This is a genomic window from Kribbella sp. NBC_00662 (genome assembly GCF_041430295.1).
In the GTDB taxonomy this organism is placed as follows: domain Bacteria; phylum Actinomycetota; class Actinomycetes; order Propionibacteriales; family Kribbellaceae; genus Kribbella.
The window spans coordinates 4,871,788-4,890,876 of the sequence record NZ_CP109029.1; the positions used below are offsets into that span (position 1 = coordinate 4,871,788).

Genomic DNA, 19,089 nt, shown 5'->3' on the forward strand with positions numbered 1-19,089 from the left:
TGTTGATTCAGTGCGTGTGCGGCTCGGTGCCGTGCTCCGCCTCGTGGGCGGCGATCTGCGCCTTGACCTCTTCCATGTCCACCGCGCGCAGCTGACCGATCAGGTCCTCCAGGCTCGCCGCCGGCAGCGCACCGGCCTGCGAGTACAGGACGACGCCGTCACGGACCGCCATCAGCGTGGGGATCGACGAGATCTGGAAGGCCTGGGCGAGCTCGCCCTGAGCCTCGGTGTCGACCTTGCCGAAGGTGATGTCACCGTGCTGCTCGGACGACTTCTCGAACACCGGCCCGAACATCTTGCACGGGCCACACCACTCTGCCCAGAAATCCACCAGCACGAGACCGTCGCCACCGACCACCTCGTTGAAGTTGTCCTGGGTCAGCTCGACCGTTGCCACTACGACCTCCGAAAGTAGATGAGTACGCCTAGCTCAACACCGAGCGGCCCCCGAGTTGTTCCCGGCCCCTGACGGAGCGCCCCCGGTCAATGTCGTATGGCGTACGACATTGACCGGAATGCGGAGTCTCGTATGTGACCTGGGCCACGTAGTCAGATGGAGTTCACGAACGGTGACGAGTAGTCCTGCACCTCGCCGAGGATCGATGCAGCGGCCTCGGGGGTGAGGTCGGCGCGTTCGCGCTCCGCGACGATCATCTGCTGCAGCAGCCGGGTCTCACCCGCAGTAGCGAGACCGGTGATCTCCGGGTGACCGTTCAGCAGCCAGGCGGTGGCGGCGGTGATGTAGCGCTGCTCGTCGAACGGCCGGTACCAGGTGTCGTAGGCCTTCTGCTCGCCGTCCTGCCAGTTGCGGCGGGCAATCATCTTGATCGTCATCAGCGCTGCGTCCGACGCCTTCACGGCCTCGACCAGGCCGGCGTAGTCAGCGGCGTACTGCGGGTCGGTCGACAGCTTGTAGTTCAACGGGGTGAGCACGCTGTCGAAGTCGAACCGGCGCAGGCCCTCGGTGTGCACCGACGGCGCCTGCTCGGTGTGGCCGGTGATGCCGATCGCCCGGACCATACCTTCGTCCTTGGCGCGGATGGCCGCTTCCAGCGAACCGCCCTTGCCGGTGACGAGATCGAGGTTCTCCATGTCGCAGACCGCGTGCATCTGAATCAGATCCACGTGGTCGGTCTGCAGTCGCTCCAGCGATCGGTTGATCTCGCTCCAGGCCTCTTCGACCGTCCGGCGGCCGGTCTTGGTGGCGAGGAAGATGCGGTCCCGGATCTCCGGCATCCGCGGCCCGAGCCGCAGCTCGGCGTCGCCGTAGTCGGCGGCGACGTCGAAGTGGTTGATGCCGGCATCCAGAGCTTCCTGGATCGAGGCATCCGCCCGGTCCTGGTCGACTCCGCCGAGCGACGCGGCGCCGTAGATCAGTACCGAGCTCTGGTGTCCGAGTCTGCCCAGTCGGCGAGTTTCCATCCTGGTCCTCCACGGGGTAGCAGGGTCACTCCGACCCTATGCCCGGAAGCCCCTTCGGCAAGCGGTTGTCCACAGGCTAATTTGACCCCCTCGCCACGGGAGAGTTTCCCACAGGCAGATCGCCGGATCGGTTACTATCTGTGATCAGTTGGTGCATTCTTTACCATGTTGTTCGCACGGATATTCGAAACCTGTCCGCGGCGTGTGGCATGGTGTGCGCTGCCCAGTCGACCTGAACGGTCATGAGAGAGGAGCTATGACGACGGTGCCTGAGGTGTCACGCTTGGCCGGTAATAGTGACGGTGAGGGTGACACTGCCCGCGAGCGGGGTAACAGTATGGCTGCGGGGAGCGATGGACCATCCGGATCCTGGGCTCAGGTCTCCCGGAGGACGGTTGCTTGCCGTATCCTCCCGGCTACTGTCCGCGTAACTGCTGTCTGAGGGGCGGGTAGGGATGAGTTGGTGGCGAACAGTACTGAATCTGCCGCCAAAAGGTGAGCATTGGTCGGACCAGCGCCGGACGAAGAAGCCGGGCAAGGGACGGCCGCAGAGCACCGCACCGGAGTGGTGGGCCCACCCCGGCGGCCCGGTGCAACCTACCCCTCGGCAAGCGCAGGGCGTAGCAGCGCAGTACTCCGCCCCGCAGCAGCCGGCGCCGCCTCCGCCCGGTGGCGTGATGGCACCGCCGCGCCGGCCGGCAGCTCGTCCTGCCGACGTGCCGCAGCAGGACCCGGCACATCGCACACCCGAACGTTTGAAACAACGCTCGCCGCACGGCGCACACGGTGCCCACGCGGCGCCGGGGCCGGTCCGCGAAGTGCTGGAGCCTGGGCAGACGCCATGGTCGACCGAGCCGGAGTCGTCATTCTCCACGTGGGCCAGGCGATTCTTCCGCGGCCTCGTGGTCGTCGTGCTGCTGCTGGCCGCGATCAGCGGCATCCGTTCCTGGATCGCTCCGAACAAGACGCCGGAGACCGTCGTCAGCGGACAGAGCAGCTTCCCGGCCGACGAGTCGCGCGCGGTCGCGACGCGGTACGCCGTCTCGTACCTCACCTGGGACGAGGACAACCCAGATGCACGCCCGGCGCAGATCGGTCTCGACCTGGCCGCCGGGCTCGACAGCCGCGCGGGCTGGAACGGTCGCGGCAAGCAAACGGCTGATGTCGCCTACCCGGGACAGGTCACGGCCGACTCCAACGGGCTGACCGCGGTAGTTGATGTCCGGGTTCGGGTGCACACCTTCACTCGGCTCGGTCGGGGCTGGAAGTCCGGCCCGGTCGTCTGGGAGCGCGTGTCGGTCCCGGTTGCCCGGACAGCCGCGCGAGTGGTGGCCAGCGGGGCGCCGACGTTCGTGCCGGACGTCCGGGCGCCGCTGCCGGACAACATGCCGCAGGCGGGCGCGCCGGACGACGACCTGACCGCGGCGACACAGAAGGACGCGGAGGCGTTCTTCGGCGCGTATGCCGAGTCCGACAACAAGGTGTCGGCGGTGACCGCGCCCGGCTCGACCATCCGCAGCCTGAACGGTGCGGTCAAGTTCGGCGAGCTGAAGGACTGGCAGGTCTACACGGGCAACGACGACGAGCGGCGGGCGACCGCGGCCGTCACCTGGGACGGGGTCGGGGACACCACCTTGGACCAGACGTACACGCTCACGTTGAGGCGTACTGTCGCCACCGACGGAGCACAACGATGGCAAGTGGCTGCCGTCGGATGAATCTAGCGACTGGCCATCGGATGACCGAGGCAACAAGGGAGACACCGCAATGATGACGCACGAACTGGCTGCGAGCGTGGTTCAGCTTGCCGTGCCCATGGCCGACCCCAACGTCCCTACGGGCGCGGACTTCAAGGACTGGGTCCTGGTCATCGCGGGGAACATCTTCATCGCGATCCTCGTGTTGCGTGCCATCGGCCACTACTTCAAGCGCGAGTGGGGCGAGCTGTTCGGCCACATCGCGGCCGGGGTACTGGTCGGCGGGCTCATCTACGCCAACAACCAGACCATCAACGTGCTCAAGGGCTTTTGGGGATTGCTGTCCGGAGGTAATTGATGCGTGTCGGCCGTACCCTGACCCACCACTTCGAGATCGAGACCCGGCAGTACGATCTGCTCGGGATCGACCTCGGAGAAGGCGCGCGGCGCCGGATGATCATCTTCGGCGCGGTGATCATCCTGCTCTGGATCGCGTTGCTGTTCCCGTTCATCGGGGTCCCGAAGAAGCCGACGGTCAGCCTGTACGTCGTTCCGCCGTTCGTGATCACCGCGTTCGGCTGGCGGCCGGGCAAGTTCCACGAACGCCGCCGGCGGGTGACCGAGTGGGCGCTGGCCGTGCGGTATGCATTGCGTGCGCATCGCCCGATCATCGGTCTCGGCGCGCGGGCCGCCGACAAGACGGAGTACCTGCCGTGGCGTGAGCGCGTCGCGACCCGGAAGGTGGCCGACCTGGCGAAGGCCAGAGTCACGCCGGAGTGGGAACGCGAGGTCGTGGTGGAGCTCGATCCGATGGTCCGCGCGGGTGCGGACATCACCGTGAACCAGCGGGCCCGCCTGCTGGGTTCGGATCACGTACAACGGGTGAGTCGCAGGACGTCGTCAGGGAAGGGCCGCGAATGAAGATCGCTGACAAACTCCTGAACCTGGTGGGGGTCGGCCGCGAGCGCGGCCTGCCGCCACCTCGTCTTGTTGCCATCGCCGACGGCCTGCTCGTGACCGAGCGCAGCGCCGAGGCGTGGTTCCTGATCTCGGTGGCGAACACGGATCTCGCCACCGAGGCGGAGCAGGACGCGGCTCTGGATGCAGCCGTCAGCGCGGCCGCGACGATCCTCGGCGACCGGCTGAGCCATCTGAAGGTGGTGTGGGGCCGCTCGACCGGTCAGGACTACATCGATTCGGTGGCCGGCCACTACCGGCTCGGCGACCACGAGGCGTGGGCGCAGACCCGGGCCGACCGGATCGACGAGATGCGGATGCCGGAGCGGTACGTGGCGCTCGGCGTACATCTGTCCGACCGTGATCCGCGGGCAACGGCGCAGGTGCGGGGTTCGATCAGCGACGCTCTTGGTACGACGTCGTGGCGGGTCAGTGCGCGCGAGCTCGCGCACCTCGACGAGCGGGTGCGCAAGCTCGCTCGCCAGCTCGGCTCGACGGTCTGGCGTGCGCACACCGCGCCGGCCGAGGTGATCTCGTGGCTGATCAGCCGGGAGATGCATCGTGGCGCGGTCGCGGCGCCGCGGCGTGGTCTGATCACGGGTGCGTCTCTGGCCCGGCTGACGTCGGGGCGCGTGGTGCCGTACACCGATCACCTGCGGATCTACGACACGCGTGGCCAGATCGCGGCGTACACGACTGTGCTGGCGATGACCGACTTCCCCGAGGAGCTCGAGACGCCGGGCGCGGGGGAGTGGCTGCGGACGCTGTCGGAGATCAAGGCGATCGATGACGACGGCGAGGAGATCGACGTCACCGTCGAGGCGTCGGTGCGGTTCCGGGTGCTGACGAAGAAGACCGCGCGCCACCTGGTCGACGAGACCCGGAAGAGCGCGAAGGAGCAGCGCCGTTCGGCCGCGAAGGGGACGGCGGAGGAGACCGCCGACGAGATCGTGGAGACCGAGCGTGTCATGCGTGAGGTCAAGCGCGACATCAACCGGAGTGGTCTGACGCTGGTCGAGGACCACCCGCGGTTGCTGGTCAGCGCGGATACACGTGAGGACCTCGAGGCGTACGTCGACGCCGTCATCGCGCACTACGCGGACCGTGGCATCACGGTCGCCGCGGGCGCAGACGAGCAGCGCGATCTGTGGCTGGAGTCGTTGCCGGGCGACCAGTTGCGCGTGCCGGACCTGGGGCATGTGCGGGAGTCGACTGCGTTCTTCGGGTCGTGGTTCTGGGGCGGTGCGTCGATCGGTGACGCCACCGGCCCTGCCATCGGCTATCTGACCGGTTCCACGCCTGGTTTGGTGAGGTTTGACGCCGCCGCGGGCTCCGCCCTCGGTGACGCCACCACGACGCTCTTCCTGGGCCGGTCGGGTCGAGGCAAGACGACCGCCGCCATGCTCGGAGGTCTCGACTCTGCCTTCGCCGGCGCGTGGGTGCCTCTGCTGGACCTGAAGGGCGATGCTGCGGGCGTGTCCGCGGTCGCCGCCGAGTACGGCGTACCCACTGCTGTCATTGAGATCACGGCCCAGTTCTCCGGCGCCGCTGACCTGCTGCGCGTGCTGCCTGTGGACGACGCGTTGCTGCAGGCGCCGTCGCAGCTCATGCTCCTGCTCCCGCCGCATTTGCGTGGCGCGGCCGAGGCTCCGGTCATGGCGGCGACCCGCGCCGAGATCCAGTCCCCCGATCCGTCGTCGTGGGGCGTCATCCAGCGGCTGTGCGCTTCTGACTCCGAGACCGCGCGTACGGTCGGCTTCGCCCTCCGCGACCTGGTCGAGACCGGTCTCGGCTCGGTCGTGGCCGGCCCGCCGTCCGGCCTCTCGTCCCTGACCACGAACCCGGGCCTCTGGGTCGTGCAGATGCCCGGCCTCACGCTGCCGTCTCCTGAGTCGGCGCCTGAGTCCTGGTCCCCGATCGAACGCGTCGGCATGGCTTGCCTGCGCGGCTGCCTCGCCTGGATGGTCCGTACGACGGGCCGCCGCGAGTTCCGCGGCCGCTCGAAGGTCGTCATCGTCCCCGAGGTCCACCTGCTGACGAAGACCCCCGACGGCGCGTCCTTCCTGGACTACATCGCCCGTGTCGGCCGTGCTCTGGGCGCCTCACTCGTCCTGGACACCCAGGACCCGGCATCGATCCTGAAGCTTCCCGGTCTGGTCGAGCAGATCACGACCCTGTTCGCGTTCAGCCTGCGTTCCCGCGAACAGGTCGATTCCCTGCTCGAGCTCCTGGGCCGCCCCCAGACCGCGCCGTACCAAACCCTGGTCCGCGGCATCAACACCGCCGCCAACGGCAAATCCATCCGCCACGGCCACTGCATCATGCGCGACCGCTGGGACGAAGTAGCCACCGTCCAGATCGACATCCCCAGCCAACGCGTAGCCGCCCTCCTCCGCACCACCCCCGAATCCGAACACGCCACCACCCCCACCCACCAAGCCATCCCAGCAGCCGCCCCCGAAGACCCCTTCGCCGAAGACGACCTCTTCGAACCAGCCGCCACCGCCCAGGCCCACGTCCCCTACAAGGACACCTCCGCGGCGCCCACCGACACGAGCCCGCCTTCACCAAACGGTGACACCCCCGCGTCGCCTTATGCCGCCGACTCCGTGTCTCCCAACGGGGCTACGCCGACCTACGGCTCTTATGACCCGTCGTCTGCTGGCGCCGCTGCGTCACCCGACGGTAACGGCCAAGCCTCAGCCAACGGCGGCGCTGTTGCCCAGCAGCCGCTCGCCCCACGCGCTCCCCAGCAATCCGCAGGCCCTCCCCAGCAGCCTGCCGCCCAACCATCGCAGCCTGTCGCGTCAACCCCCCAACGCGCGACCACTCCATCTCCGGATGGCCAAACCGGTTCCCCCGTTGCCGAACCGACCTATGCCTCCGCCCCAACCACGCCCGTGGCCCAGCAAAATGGCCACCCACCAGCCCCTAACGGTCAAGATCCTCACCAGGACCACCGGCGATCCCTCCGCCACGACTCCCCGATAGGGCCGGACGAGGTCTACGACCAAGAAGCAGACGAGGCCGCCTACAACGAGGCCATGTACCCCGCCAACGGCGACGACCCCGACAACCCCACCCACCCCCCGACCGGCAACAAGGAGCACGTCGCATGAGGTGGGTATACCGGCTGCGATCGGCGGTGACCGCACTCTCGGTTTCGTTGATAGTCACAGCTCAGGTTGCCCTCGCAGCGGATCCTGACGCTGGCCCGACGAGTCCAACCGGGTTCGCCGACCTGCTGCCGACCCCTGACCTCACTCATGGGGACACGCGCACGCTGTTCGAGCAGTACAGCCCGATGGTGTATGGACTCGACTTCGAGAAGAGCATTCGCGACCCGATCGACGCCGCGTTCAACGGATATGCCCACATGATGATGATGTACATCGTCGTTGTCATGAGAGGGTCGGTCTCCGTCGGATGGTGGCTCTTCTCATTCACGGACATTCGCCCTGTGACACAAGCGGCTTCGGCGGCGATCGGTGGGATCAACGGGCAATTGGTGGGCTGGCTGCTGCCGTCCGCCTTGGCGTTCGGGGCGATCGCGGCGTACACACAGCGTCGCTCCAGCGGCAGTGCGATGGGTCAACTTGTTTGGGTCCTCGCAGCAGGCATCCTGGCGACCAGTTTTGCAATCGCGCCGATGAGTTGGTTGAACGGGGTTGACGGTGCTCGTCAGATCGGTGCGCAAGCGGTCATGGAGCCGTCGAAGGACGCCTTAGGCTCGACCGTCCAATCGCCCATCCCTTGGCCGGAGCCAGGATTCACCGGATCGACAAGCGATACCTTGCTGCGGAAGTCAGCCGATGCGACGTGGCGCGGATTCGTCGTAACACCGTGGTGCGTTGCTGACTTGGGTTCCATCGAGGCATGCAAACGTTACGGCAAGGCGTTGCTCGACAAAGGTACGGATGGCGATGCCCGAAAAGCGTACATCGACAACGATATTGCCAAGGCCGAGGGCGGAGACAATGCCGCAACGGTCAAGTGGGCGAAGGGCGACAATCCGTTCGGTCGTATCGGCGTCTTGACCCTGGCGGCCGTCGCTGCGTCGATGTTCGCGTTCCTGAGCATCGGATTGGCGTTCACAGCGCTGATGGCTTTCGTGGGTTGCCTGCTTCTTCTCGTGGTCGGGGTCTTCTTCGCTTGTCTCTGGATCATTCCTGGCCGTCCGCGTCAATGGGGTATGAATTGGTTCGAGGCGCTGCTAGGGCTGGTGCTGCAATCGATCCTGGCGATGTTGGTCTTCAGTGCGACCCTGACGCTCGTCACGGCTGTCTTCAGCCTGACGGGCAGCCTGGGATGGTTGCCCGTCAGCGGACTCGCCATCGCGGTGTTGATGGCGGCCTTCAGGCTGAGAAGGTTGCTGGACAGCATGGCGAGCATGATGCGCCCAGGCGCCGGGAGCCTGCTCGTGGGCGGAATGGCGCGACGCGGTGCAGTGAGTGCAATGCGCCGGATCATTGGGGCTGTAGGCGCCCGCGGCGCGACGCCCAGCGTCCCTGAGCGCAGCAGATCGCGGAGCGCGACTCAGGAAGATACGGGTGCCCAGCGAGTTGCATCCGTGCGTGTGTTTCGCCAGGCGCCGGGGCATGGATCCCCAGGCCTGCAGCCTGGTGCTGAGGTTGGCGGAGGACAGCGGAGGCAAGCGCTGCCTGCGGGTGGATCATCGGACGGGCGCTCGTCGTCCACCATGCAGAAGGGTGCAGTTGCAGACCGTTCGCCACTCGCTCATGCGCCGAGTGCGCGAACCCTTGGCGGACTGCGCCAGCGTGAGCAGGACGGTAAGCGCGCAACTGGACGTGCCCTCAGTGTCAACGCGGCCGGAGTGGTCACCTCGTTGCCCAAGTCAACATCGAAGGCTGGATCGTCGCGATCGAAGGCGGGCGCCGAGACGAGCCTGGGACGTCACAGCCGAGCCGTCCCGGTCGAGGCGGCCGGCAGTCGTTACGAGTCGCGAACCTACACGCATTCCGCCAGCTTGCGGGACGGACCGCCGAAGGGCCTGCGTGAGCGCCGGCGGCTGCCGGCCACGAAGCAGCGTAAGTTTCGCGAATACTCCTCGGTGACGAAGGACGGTGTCACGGTCCTCGTGCCCAGCCGCGGTCGTCGGTGATCCCTGTGGCATCGCGTAAGCGGCGGGACAAGAGCGGTGGACCGGGAGAACCTACGACGGGCAAGCATGCTGACCAACCCGGTCAGGATGGACCAGAGCGTCCGGAAAGCTGGCGGGATCTGGTCAGGACGGACTATGAATATCCGTCGGACTTCGACGAACTCGGACGCCGTGAACGTCGTCGTGCGAAGAAGGATTGGCGTCGTGAGGACCAGGGCCAGCGCATGGCATGGTTGCGCGATCAGCGGAGGGCGGAACCAGTCAGCCCACTGAGTGTGCTTGTGATTGTGCTGCTCCTGGCAGTCATCATCCTGGGGCTCGGCGGTGGGCTGCCGAAGATCCTCGGGCGCGGTGAACCGAAGGAGCAGCCGATCGGCCTCTTGACGCCGGCTGGTCCGCTGCCGTTGCCGACCGGGGCTGAGTCGGCCTCCCCGGCACCTTCGTCAGTTCCGCAGCCAGCCGACACGACACCACCGCCCGTGACCGTGCGGCCAAATCCCACCGCGACGCTGAGCGCCGACGACGTTGTCGGGAAGTGGGCGCGCCAGTTCTACACACGGAACCCTGCGAATCGGGCGTATGCCGACTTCGTCAACGATGCAGCCCAGTACATGACCGACGACCTAGCGGCAGGCTTCATCGCTCAAGGCGACTCCACCTATGAGGCACTCAAGGCACAGAAGGGCACCTCGAAGGTCGTTTCAGCCAACGTCGCGGCACCGAAGCCCGGTACGGCTCCGGTGGACACGCCAGGACGAATCAGCAGGTCTCTGACAGTCGTCATCGACATTTCGGGCACCAAACCTGCGCGGATCACGGTGCCCCTGATGATCACCCTGGTGATGCAGGAGGGCAGTTGGGTGATCAGCGACGTCGACGGGGGAACTGGGCCGTGACCGACTGGGGAGCTTGACGTGTACGACGAACGCGATCTTTCCAGAGCGCTCGGCATGGTCGCCCGCCGGAGTTGGATCGTCAAGATCGGTGTGGTCGTCGCACTGGTCGGTCTGGTGAGTTTGCTGATGCTTGCGCCCTTCGGCACAAGTGATGATCAAGTCTCGGCAGCCTGCCCCGCAGGAACGGGTCTGACCGATGAGGATCCGGTGGTCCCCGGAGCGCTCAGGGCACAGCAGGTCGCCTTCGCGAAAATCATCGATGACGTAGCGGTGAGACGCGGCCTGCCAGGGCAGGCGACGCTGGTGGCCCTCATGACAGCCCTCCAGGAGTCTCAGCTGCAGAACCTCACTGGGGGCGACCGAGACTCCGTTGGTCTGTTCCAGCAGCGGCCGTCGACCGGGTGGGGCCCCGCCTACCGGATCTTGAATCCTACCTATGCCACAGAGGCCTTTTTCGGGGGTTCCAATCCGCCGAGTCCGCCTGGCCTGGTAGACATCGACGGGTGGCCGTCGATGTCCTACAACGATGCTGCGCAGGCCGTTCAACGGTCGGGATATCCCTTCGCGTACGCAAAGCAGGAGAAGGCGGCCCGTAGCATCGCAGCGCAGGCGGGGATCAACCTGTCCCGTCCGGGTGATCCATATGCGGGTCGGGCCGGCGCGAAGCCAGCTGGAGATGAAGAGGCGATCACTCCCCAGGATGCCGACGACTGTGGTGGAGGGCTCATCTCGGGGAAGCCAATCAATGGAGTATGGCCCCCGGAGGATGCGTCGGTGACCGATCCGAGCGGAACCGGTGGCCTGGTGACGCCGCGAATGGCGGCATGGGTCAGCCAGGCTGAAACGGCGCTTGGGTCGTTGAGTCTGGGCTGCTGGGATGCGCACGCGTGGAACCCGACCAGCGACCATCCGAAGGGGAGAGCGTGTGACGTCTTCGTCGGTACCGACGCTCGGCAATCGGCCCCAGCCCGCATCAAGGGTGATCGGATCGCAAACTGGGCAGTCCAGACTGCTGCTCAAACCGGCGTTCACTACGTGATCTGGTACGGCAAGATCTGGTCGGCTCGCACCGGCCAGTGGAAGGTGTACAACGGTGCTGGCATCTACGACACCACGAGCGCGACCGGTGGCCACTACGATCACGTCCACGTCTCGGTGTACTAAGCGGTTCGTGGTTAGTCTCGTCGGTAGCGTTCATTACGATCGGCGCTCGCGGTATGTCCGACGGTCGCGCGTGAAAGGGAGCCTCGGTGACTACTTCCGACGGTAATGGACCTGTACCCGACCCACGCCCCCGACCTGACGGTGGTGAGCCGGAGCGTCGGCCGAACTCCGGTCGGCAGGATCTGCCGGCGCACATGCAACCACCGCGCAATCAAGGCCCAGGTCAGCTTCCTGCCGGCGGGTCCAGTCGGGCGTCGCTCACTCGGTTCGCGGACGTAGCCCCTGCCGTAGGTTGGATGGTCCTGAGTTTTGCTTTCATCTACTGGGCGTGTGGGTTCTTGTTCGACCTGGAATCCAGTACCTGGGTAGTCGTGTTGCTTTGGCTGCTTTCTGGCGCTGTCGTGCTGTTGAGGCCGGTCGAAGACTTCCTTGCCAAGGTGGCCTTTCGGCTGCGCCGACCGACCCAAGTCGAGGAAGCGCGTCTGAGGCCGATCTGGCAGTCAGTCGCCTTGCGCGCTGGTGTTGGTGACAGGCCGTTCGCTCTTTGGATTCACGAGAGCGGAGAGATCACCGGACCGCCGACCGCTGGGCACACTGTTGCGGTCACTCACTGGTCGCTCTACACCCTGCCGCCGAGCCACCTCGAGGCCGTGCTGGCACATGAACTGGCGCACCATCTGAGAGGTCGCGCATGGCTCACGCTGCTCGGATTCTGGTACTCCTTACCAGCGCGTGCGCTGCTGGCGGTTCTCCGCCTCCTTGGAAAGCTCTTCCGTGCTGTCCCGGCGCTCGGATGCCTGATCGGCGGGATCCTGGTCATCATGTATCTCGGCGTGTTCATTTCGATGCTCATGTTTCATGAGAGCTTCGTTCAGCCGTCCCTGTATCTGTTGATTCTGCTCGCCATACCAGTGATGGCCTGGCTCGGCAGATGGGCCGAGCGGGAGGCAGATCGTTCGGCCGCTGAAATGGGCTACGGGCCCAAGCTGATCGAGGTGTTCTACGGCTGGCAGGTACGTGACCACGGAACTGGTCAGCCGAATACTTTCCGCAATGATCTCCTGTCCGCGCAGCCTCGAATTGCGGAGCGGATTCGCGCACTTGAGAACCTGTTGTCACGGTCCTAGCGACCGGCGCGCTACTCGTCTGTCCGCCTGATTTCGTGGGTGGCTTCTGGGTTGGTGAAGGTTAGGAGGTTGTGGGCCTCTGACTCGATTTTGGGCCAAGCGTTGTGGGGGAGGTTGGTGAAGGGGGCGATTTCTAGGGTGGCTTGGGTCTTGGTGTTTTTGGTTAGTTTCCAGAGGGCTTTGGCTTGGCCGTTGTGGAGGAGGGAGCCTTTGGTGAGGACCTCTTGGAGGGTCAGGCGTTGGCGGGTGGGGGTGTCTATCCAGCGGGTTCGGTCGGCGTGGGAGAGGAGGAGGTTGTCGTATTCGGGGAGGAAGCGGATGGGAGGTTCGGTGTCTCCGGGTGGGAGGGGGATGTGGGGGAGGTCGTAGAGGGGGCGGTTGGAGTCGGGGGTGGTGTAGGTGCGGAGGTCGAGGCGGTCGAAGATCTCGGAGAGGTGGGTCAGGCCGGACCAGGTCTGGGCGTCGGCTACCGTCGCGGGGCCGTACGCGGCGAGGTAGCGCAGTACTAGGTCTTCGGCGGACGGCCTGTCGGTGACGGGGGAGTTGAGCCAGAGGTCGGCGGTGGTCATGGTGGGGTTGCCGCCTTTGTTCCAGATGCCCCGGGGTGGGATCTGGATGGTGGGGAGCAGGCAGCGGACCGCGTGGGCCAGGGCGGCGGGGTCGCGGTCGGGCCATAGCGGGCCGAGGTACTCGCGGAGTTGGACGGCCGTCGCGGGGCTCTGGGTCATGCGGTCGATGCCGGCCTGGAGTACGGCGTCCATGTCGAGGCCCTCGAGGCGGTGCCGGCCGTAGGTGATGTTCTGGTAGATCTCGCGGTCCAACCGGGGTTGGATCAGCGGGCGGAACGCGAGGAAGTCGCGGCTCGAGACCAGGTGGATGGTTGCCCGCATCAACGAACCGCGGACGGCCTGGCGGTCCTCGAGGAGTTTGACGAGCTCGTCCGGCCGGAAGTTCTTCAGCCGGGTCCACAGGCCGACGTACGGCGCCAGTGGGGCCTGGGCCTGCATGCCGGCCAGGTGTTCGATGGCTTCGAGAGCGGTTGCGTCGTGGCGTTCGAGCAGCCATTGGCGGTCGAGCGTGGCACGGTTCAGTGCCTGCAGGCTCAGCTTCGTCATGACGGGATCCTCTCCTGAGTGTTGCTCCAACGCTAGGAGAGGTAGCGGTCAGAAGCTGTCCGCTAATCCGAGACCGGCGAGAAACGCGCGGAGGAGATGGCGGCCCTCGGTCCACGAGCCGAGGTTGCTCTCGCTGTTGATGTGCCCCAGCCTGTCCAGCGTGATCAACGGGGTCGCCCAGCCGTCAGCGAGGCGGGCGGCAGCGTCGATGGTGCAGTACGGGTCGTCGGTGCTGGCGACCAGCAAAGAAGGCACGGACAGCGCGACCATGGGAAGCGAGGCGAATGTCGGCAGCCGGTCGACCGGGAAGGTGGGCGCCAGCGGGTCCGGTGGCGCGACCATGAAGGTGCCGCGAATGCGTGCCGCCGGCGCTCCCGCGAGCCAGTGCGCAATCGCGTGACAGCCAAGGCTGTGGGTGATGAAGACGACGTCCCCGGCAGCGTCCGCCACGGCTCGAGTGATCGCGGCAGACCAGTCGGCGAGGTCGGGCGCCGACCACGAGGACGGCTGGATGCGGATCGCGTTCGGCAGCCACTCGTCCGACCACCGCGACTGCCAGTGATGTACGTCGGAGCCGTCGAGGCCGGGGATGATGACGAAGGTCATGGACTCTCCTCTGTAGGTCAACGCCTGCCATCATGGAGGAGTCATCGCCGTACGGCGCCCTGAACTGATGAAATGAAGGTCGATGAGCGAGGCAACGACTGGTTCATTGGACTCGATCGACCGGGAGATCCTGTCGATCCTGCAGACCGACGGCAGGCTGAGCGGCGCCGACATCGGGCGGAAGGTCAACCTGTCGCAGCCCGCCGTGTCGGCGCGGATCCAGCGGCTGGAACGGTCCGGCGTGATCACCGGGTACCGCGCGGTCGTCGATCCGGCCATGGTCGGGCTGAACATCCACGCCGTCGTCCGTGTCCGGACGACCCACGCCCGGATCCCCGAGGCGCTCGAGCTGTTCGCGACGTTGCGCGAGGTCGTCGCGACGTACCGGCTGACCGGTGAGGACTGTTTCCTGCTCGACGTTCACACCCCCGATGCGGGCAGGCTCGAGCAGGTGGTCGACGCGATCGGCCGGCTGGGGCCGGTCAGCACCTCGCTGGTACTGCGTGAGTACCCGCCGAAGCCGCTCGCCCTCGGATAACAGGATTTCCCTTGCCGCCGTGAATTCCGCAGAATCGCGCGGAGTTCCGCTTCCCAGCGGGCGGTACGCCGAACTAGGGTTCGACGGATCGTAGTGGTTGCGTTACGCAACATGAACGTGGGAGGGAAGCGTATGTCGAAAAGCCGCAAGGCGCTTGTGGCCGCCACCGCAGGACTGGCTACTGTCGCGCTCGGGTTGTCGTTCACCAGCGCTGCGGGTGCCGCGCCGGAGGCAACGGCAGCAAATCCGAACGGGCTCAAGCTGATCAAGACGAAGACGTCGCTGCTCGGCAAGCACTACTGGTACCAGCAGACCTTCAAGGGCCTGCCGGTGGTCAACGGCTACTACGCCAAGCACGTCGCGAAGGACGGCGCCGTGGAGATCGCGGACGGGCGGGACGCCGTACCGGCGAACCTCGACGTCAGCGCCAAGGTCGCGCCCGCGTCCGCGACGCAGGCCGCGAACGCCACGGTGACCGCGCAGGCGAACCGGTCGCGGATGGCGGGGCCGAACAAGAGCTTCGTCAAGCAGCCGGAGGCAACCAGCGGCGCCGCGCAGCTCGCGGTGGTCGGTGGACCGGACGCCCGCCTGGTCTGGAACGTCACCAGCCGTTCGACCGAAGGCGTCAGCCAGTCGCTCGTCGACGCGAAGACCGGCAGCGTGGTCGCGTCGAAGGTGATCAGCGACAACATCGACGGCAAGGGCTCGGTCTTCGACCCCAACCCGGTGGTCAGCACGAAGAACGAGAAGCTGACCGACATGAACGACAAGAACCAGGACGCCCTGTTCCTGGCGCAGAAGAACGTGATCCTGCGCAACCTGGACGGCTCCGGGAAGCTCAACGGCCCCTACGTCAACATCAAGGAGGCCAAGGGCGGGATCGCGCAGAGCAAGAACAACACCTTCGTCTACCAGCGCGCGAACAACAGGTTCGAGCAGGTGATGGTCTACTACCAGATCAACCAGACGCAGGAGTACATCCACCAGCTCGGGTTCACCGACGTGAACAACGAGTCGCAGGACTTCTCGGTCGACACCGTTCCCGACGACAACTCGTGGTACGACCCGTCGACCGACATGATCACGACCGGTGAAGGCGGCGTCGACGACGCCGAGGACGCCGAGGTGATCTGGCACGAGTACGGTCACGCGATCCAGGACGACGTCGTACCGGGCTTCGGCGAGACCGAGGAGGCCGGCGCGATCGGCGAAGGCTTCGGCGACTACTGGGCCGTGACGATGTCGGTCCCGGTCAGCAAGGGCTTCAACCTGCCGTGCGTGATGGACTGGGACGCCACGTCGTACACGACCGACGAGCCGCACTGCCTGCGGCGTACCGACACCGGCAAGACCACCGACGACATCGACGGTGAGGTGCATGACGACGGTGAGATCTGGTCGAACGCGCTGTGGGACATCCACCAGGCGCTCGGCCGGGCGAAGGCGAACAAGCTGATCCTCGAGGCGACGTTCTTCTACGACCCCGACACCTCGTTCGCCGCCGCGGCCCAGGACACCGTCCAGGCTGCCCGGCTGCTGTACGGCAAGGCCGCCGCGCAAACGGTGACAGACGCCTTCAAGGCCCGCAAGATCCTGAAGTGACGATTCCAGCTCGTGCGCCCACGACTACTGTGGGCGCATGAGCTGGAGTACTGCGGACATCCTGACCTGACCGGAGGCTTGCGGCGGTCGCCGCCGCCACGCGTGGGGCCTCTCGAAAGCGACCTTCCTTAGCGTTCGGAGTTCAATCCGGCGCGGGCATCGCTGTTGATTTCACCACTGGGACGGATTTGGACGAGCGCTTATCAATACCAGCCGAACTGGTTGCCAAGACGCCAATTACAGCCTGAGTTGTATCAAGAAGATCCTGTAGGGAACATACGCTCACTCGGCGTTCTTGTGGATCGCTCGCCGAAACAAAGACTTTGACAAACTTGCTCAGTTTCGGAGAGTCGACTCGCTTTGTTCCCCGTAGTAACCCGGTCGTTAGCCAGTCCCACAAGACAGATTTTCCAACCTCATTGTTTACCTCACGTACCAAGTTCATGCAAATTGAACCCGCAGCCGCGATCTCGCTTCGATCGAGCGTGACCACGCAGTGGCCCCGCCCCTGCGGAAGTTCGAACTGCTCGGCGTTCATTGAGTTCACCACGCCACGAGAGTGGACGAGTGAATGACGGAGTTGGCAGAGACCTTCGAAGTCGGCAATCGCGGTACTCATCGAAGAGTTCGGCTTTACGGCGATACCGAACCGCTCCCTTAGGACATTGGCAACCTTGCCGGGTTCGCTGAAGGAAACTCGCTCGGTCAAAGCATGTTCGATATCCTCTCGTTGATAGAAGTCAAGAGCGCCGAAAGGAATCTGGACCGCGGAGTTCCTCTTGCGAAGATTAGGACAGAGTCGCACGCTCTTCGCCAGCAGTCGGCGCATAAAAAGCTCGGTAGCACTGACGTACCCCAGCACCACCTGACCTGCTAATAGCTCCTCCAACTCGCTTCGAATAGTCCCCTGACCGACCAGTCCGCCAAGCGCGGTGAGGCCCACATGAGTCGAGGAGAATTCATCGATCGGGTTCAGGTCGTTGACCTGGGACCTCTGAAGAAACGAGGCCCATTCAACTGCCGAGAAGCGGGCAGGTGCATTAAATGTGAGTGAATCGACATCCTTATGCCTAGACACTCACGAACTCCTCAGCAATAGAGTAGATTCTGCGCGCCCAGACCTGACCGACCCGGTCTGCCTTCCGCAACTCCTGTTGTCCACGGTCGCGTAGAATGTCTTCAACACGCAAGAGTCTCTGCTTCTTAAGTGATTCAATCTTGCGTGGGGTCAAGGGCAGTTGATCCACTGGAGTCCGTAGGAGCGCTGCAAATCGGCTCTCATCGAGAAGCTCGGACCCGCATACGTGACAGAATCTCGCTTCCTGGATAAGCCTCGGCGATCCGCAGTTCTGGCATGATCCGACCATCAGGCGGCAAACTTTCGCCTCGGAGTTAGTCAGCAAAGCCTCACTCATTACACGCTTATAGGTGCCGGCGCGAGTGAATCGAATCAGCGAGCTCGCGCGTTGTGCAAGAGTAGGATTCTTGCCAAACCGTAATGCCGTGCCTTCGATAAGAATTGCGCCGTGAAGTGAGAACTTCGTGAACGTGCCGCTGCTCCCGACGCTAACGCTCTCATTTGTCTGCCGCACGATTCCCGCGTACTCGAGGAGGCTCATGATCGTCAGCAAGCGTTGATCGATGGGTTGGCGGATCGCAACGTCGAGTGCTTGGCTTGCTGTTTCCTGCTTATCGAACCGGTTTGCATTCAGCGTTCGAAGTTCGTCAACAATACGCTGCTCGACCCTAGTTCCGGTAGAGACGTACATACTGTAGCTTGGGAGTTTGTCGGCCAGCGTAAGATAGAGCTTACGAAGCTGTTGTGCTTGTTCACTAATGATTGTATTCGCCAGGCGCGCGATGCGACCAGAGTTTGTGGGTTTGTTATTCAAGTACTCCTCGAGCATCGCGAGGAAAGTTCGAGGGACACCGAAGGCTGCTCCGGCGAAGAGGTCGACGACGTCGCTCGGGATTCCGCGTCGCATGTTCTCAGGGAATCGCTTTGCAAAGAGGCTCCGCATGAAGCGCAGATACTGCTCGCCCTCCACTGGAATCCAAGCATGGATTATCTTGGCGTCGTGTCCAACATGGAAGTTCGGACTGAACTCAGTAACGCCTGGATATATCGCGGCTTTGTATGTCACGTTGGGGTTGCGGATGTTTCGCAAGAACTCAAAGAAGACTCTTTGCTGATCAGGCACGAAGGCATGCGCGGCGTCATCGAGCAGCAAGATAACGCGTCGATGACCAGATTCTCCAGCCCAAGCTTCGAGCATACGGGACAACTGCGCGGGTCCGGGAAGGTCGAGTCGGTCAGTCGATGGGTTGCTCTCGGCCGCATCAACGAAGGCTTGGCATTCGATTGCCAACAGATTCAATTCTTGATTGTCGGAGATCTTCTCACTGATTGCTGCAATTATCCTTGCCACTAGCCAATCCTGGAAGAACCCGTCAGCGTCTGCCCTTTGTTTATATGCAGGCTCAAGAAACAGATATTTCCCATAATTGACATAGACGGCTATGTCGTGCGAGTCAGAATCTATTCGCCCTTCGGCGAGTTTCAACAGAGTGGTTTTACCGCATCCTCGCGGGCCACTGAGCAGACGTGGACCTTGGGCTGTTAGTTGTCGAAGCACACTGCGCTCGAACGGACTTACCTCGGTCCAAGCGGAAAATTGATCGATTGAAAGATTCTCGGCCCGCTCCTCGAAAATTGCGCCAGTGAGATCACCGGACGGATCATGCACGTTCGTCTTGCTCAATTCTTCAGTTGGCGCAACTTGCCTAGCCATCCGGGCCCCTTCTGGTTGCATTCGCGCAAAGACTACCGACTGTGCAGCCAG

Annotated in this window: 16 protein-coding genes; 10 read left to right on the forward strand and 6 right to left on the reverse strand. The window is 64.5% G+C overall.

Translation table 11 applies throughout. From position 1 onward, the window contains the following. Nucleotides 1–7: 7 nt before the first annotated feature. On the reverse strand, nt 8–397 hold the full coding sequence (trxA, locus tag OHA10_RS24495; protein WP_371401103.1) for a thioredoxin: 390 nt from the start codon (nt 395–397) through the stop codon (nt 8–10). 152 nt (nt 398–549) lie between these two features. After that, entirely contained in the window at nt 550–1,422 is an 873-nt protein-coding gene (locus tag OHA10_RS24500) for an aldo/keto reductase (RefSeq protein WP_371401104.1), read from the reverse strand. Nucleotides 1,423–1,877: 455 nt separating this feature from the next. Here OHA10_RS24500 and OHA10_RS24505 point away from each other — a divergent pair, with 455 nt between their 5' ends. The 8 genes from OHA10_RS24505 to OHA10_RS24540 all read left to right on the forward strand — a co-directional run bounded on the left by OHA10_RS24505 (nt 1,878) and on the right by OHA10_RS24540 (nt 12,385). After that, nucleotides 1,878–3,140 carry a conjugal transfer protein gene (locus OHA10_RS24505; protein ID WP_371401105.1) on the forward strand — a complete coding sequence of 421 codons (1,263 nt, stop codon included), beginning with the start codon at nt 1,878–1,880 and terminating at the stop codon, nt 3,138–3,140. A 49-nt stretch (nt 3,141–3,189) separates the two neighbouring features. After that, on the forward strand, nt 3,190–3,477 hold the full coding sequence (locus OHA10_RS24510) for a hypothetical protein (protein ID WP_130446998.1): 288 nt from the start codon (nt 3,190–3,192) through the stop codon (nt 3,475–3,477). Next, on the forward strand, nt 3,477–4,040 hold the full coding sequence (locus tag OHA10_RS24515) for a hypothetical protein (RefSeq protein WP_328998439.1): 564 nt from the start codon (nt 3,477–3,479) through the stop codon (nt 4,038–4,040). The genes OHA10_RS24510 and OHA10_RS24515 overlap by 1 nt, the downstream gene beginning before the upstream one ends. After that, a complete protein-coding gene (locus OHA10_RS24520; RefSeq protein WP_371401106.1) occupies nt 4,037–7,195 on the forward strand; it encodes an ATP-binding protein in 3,159 nt (1,052 codons plus the stop codon). Before OHA10_RS24515 ends, OHA10_RS24520 begins: the two co-directional genes overlap by 4 nt. Continuing rightward, complete coding sequence (locus OHA10_RS24525; protein ID WP_371401107.1) at nt 7,192–9,198, forward strand: hypothetical protein; 2,007 nt, start codon at nt 7,192–7,194, stop codon at nt 9,196–9,198. The genes OHA10_RS24520 and OHA10_RS24525 overlap by 4 nt, the downstream gene beginning before the upstream one ends. 5 nt (nt 9,199–9,203) lie before the next feature. Next, nucleotides 9,204–10,094 (forward strand): hypothetical protein, encoded by an 891-nt coding sequence (locus tag OHA10_RS24530; RefSeq protein WP_371401108.1) that lies wholly within the window; start codon nt 9,204–9,206, stop codon nt 10,092–10,094. Between the two features lie 18 nt (nt 10,095–10,112). After that, a complete protein-coding gene (locus OHA10_RS24535; RefSeq protein WP_371401109.1) occupies nt 10,113–11,258 on the forward strand; it encodes a hypothetical protein in 1,146 nt (381 codons plus the stop codon). A gap of 296 nt (nt 11,259–11,554) precedes the next feature. Further along, entirely contained in the window at nt 11,555–12,385 is an 831-nt protein-coding gene (locus OHA10_RS24540) for a M48 family metalloprotease (RefSeq protein ID WP_371401110.1), read from the forward strand. Between the two features lie 11 nt (nt 12,386–12,396). On the opposite strand, the gene OHA10_RS24545 is transcribed toward OHA10_RS24540, so the two are convergent. Both OHA10_RS24545 and OHA10_RS24550 read right to left on the reverse strand, forming a co-directional pair. Continuing rightward, nucleotides 12,397–13,500: a winged helix DNA-binding domain-containing protein gene (locus OHA10_RS24545; protein ID WP_371401111.1), complete on the reverse strand. Its 1,104-nt coding sequence runs from the start codon at nt 13,498–13,500 to the stop codon at nt 12,397–12,399. A 48-nt stretch (nt 13,501–13,548) separates the two neighbouring features. Beyond that, entirely contained in the window at nt 13,549–14,106 is a 558-nt protein-coding gene (locus OHA10_RS24550; RefSeq protein ID WP_371401112.1) for an RBBP9/YdeN family alpha/beta hydrolase, read from the reverse strand. Between the two features lie 82 nt (nt 14,107–14,188). Between OHA10_RS24550 and OHA10_RS24555 the strand changes: the two genes are divergently transcribed. Together OHA10_RS24555 and OHA10_RS24560 are read left to right on the forward strand one after the other, a co-directional pair. After that, complete coding sequence (locus OHA10_RS24555) at nt 14,189–14,644, forward strand: Lrp/AsnC family transcriptional regulator (RefSeq protein WP_371401113.1); 456 nt, start codon at nt 14,189–14,191, stop codon at nt 14,642–14,644. A 132-nt stretch (nt 14,645–14,776) separates the two neighbouring features. Then, on the forward strand, nt 14,777–16,246 hold the full coding sequence (locus tag OHA10_RS24560) for a M36 family metallopeptidase (protein ID WP_371401114.1): 1,470 nt from the start codon (nt 14,777–14,779) through the stop codon (nt 16,244–16,246). 142 nt (nt 16,247–16,388) lie between these two features. Here OHA10_RS24560 and OHA10_RS24565 read toward each other — a convergent pair whose 3' ends face one another. Both OHA10_RS24565 and OHA10_RS24570 read right to left on the reverse strand, forming a co-directional pair. After that, nucleotides 16,389–17,324: a hypothetical protein gene (locus tag OHA10_RS24565; RefSeq protein WP_371401115.1), complete on the reverse strand. Its 936-nt coding sequence runs from the start codon at nt 17,322–17,324 to the stop codon at nt 16,389–16,391. After that, on the reverse strand, nt 17,317–19,038 hold the full coding sequence (locus tag OHA10_RS24570; protein WP_371401116.1) for a hypothetical protein: 1,722 nt from the start codon (nt 19,036–19,038) through the stop codon (nt 17,317–17,319). The genes OHA10_RS24565 and OHA10_RS24570 overlap by 8 nt, the downstream gene beginning before the upstream one ends. Nucleotides 19,039–19,089 lie beyond the last annotated feature (51 nt).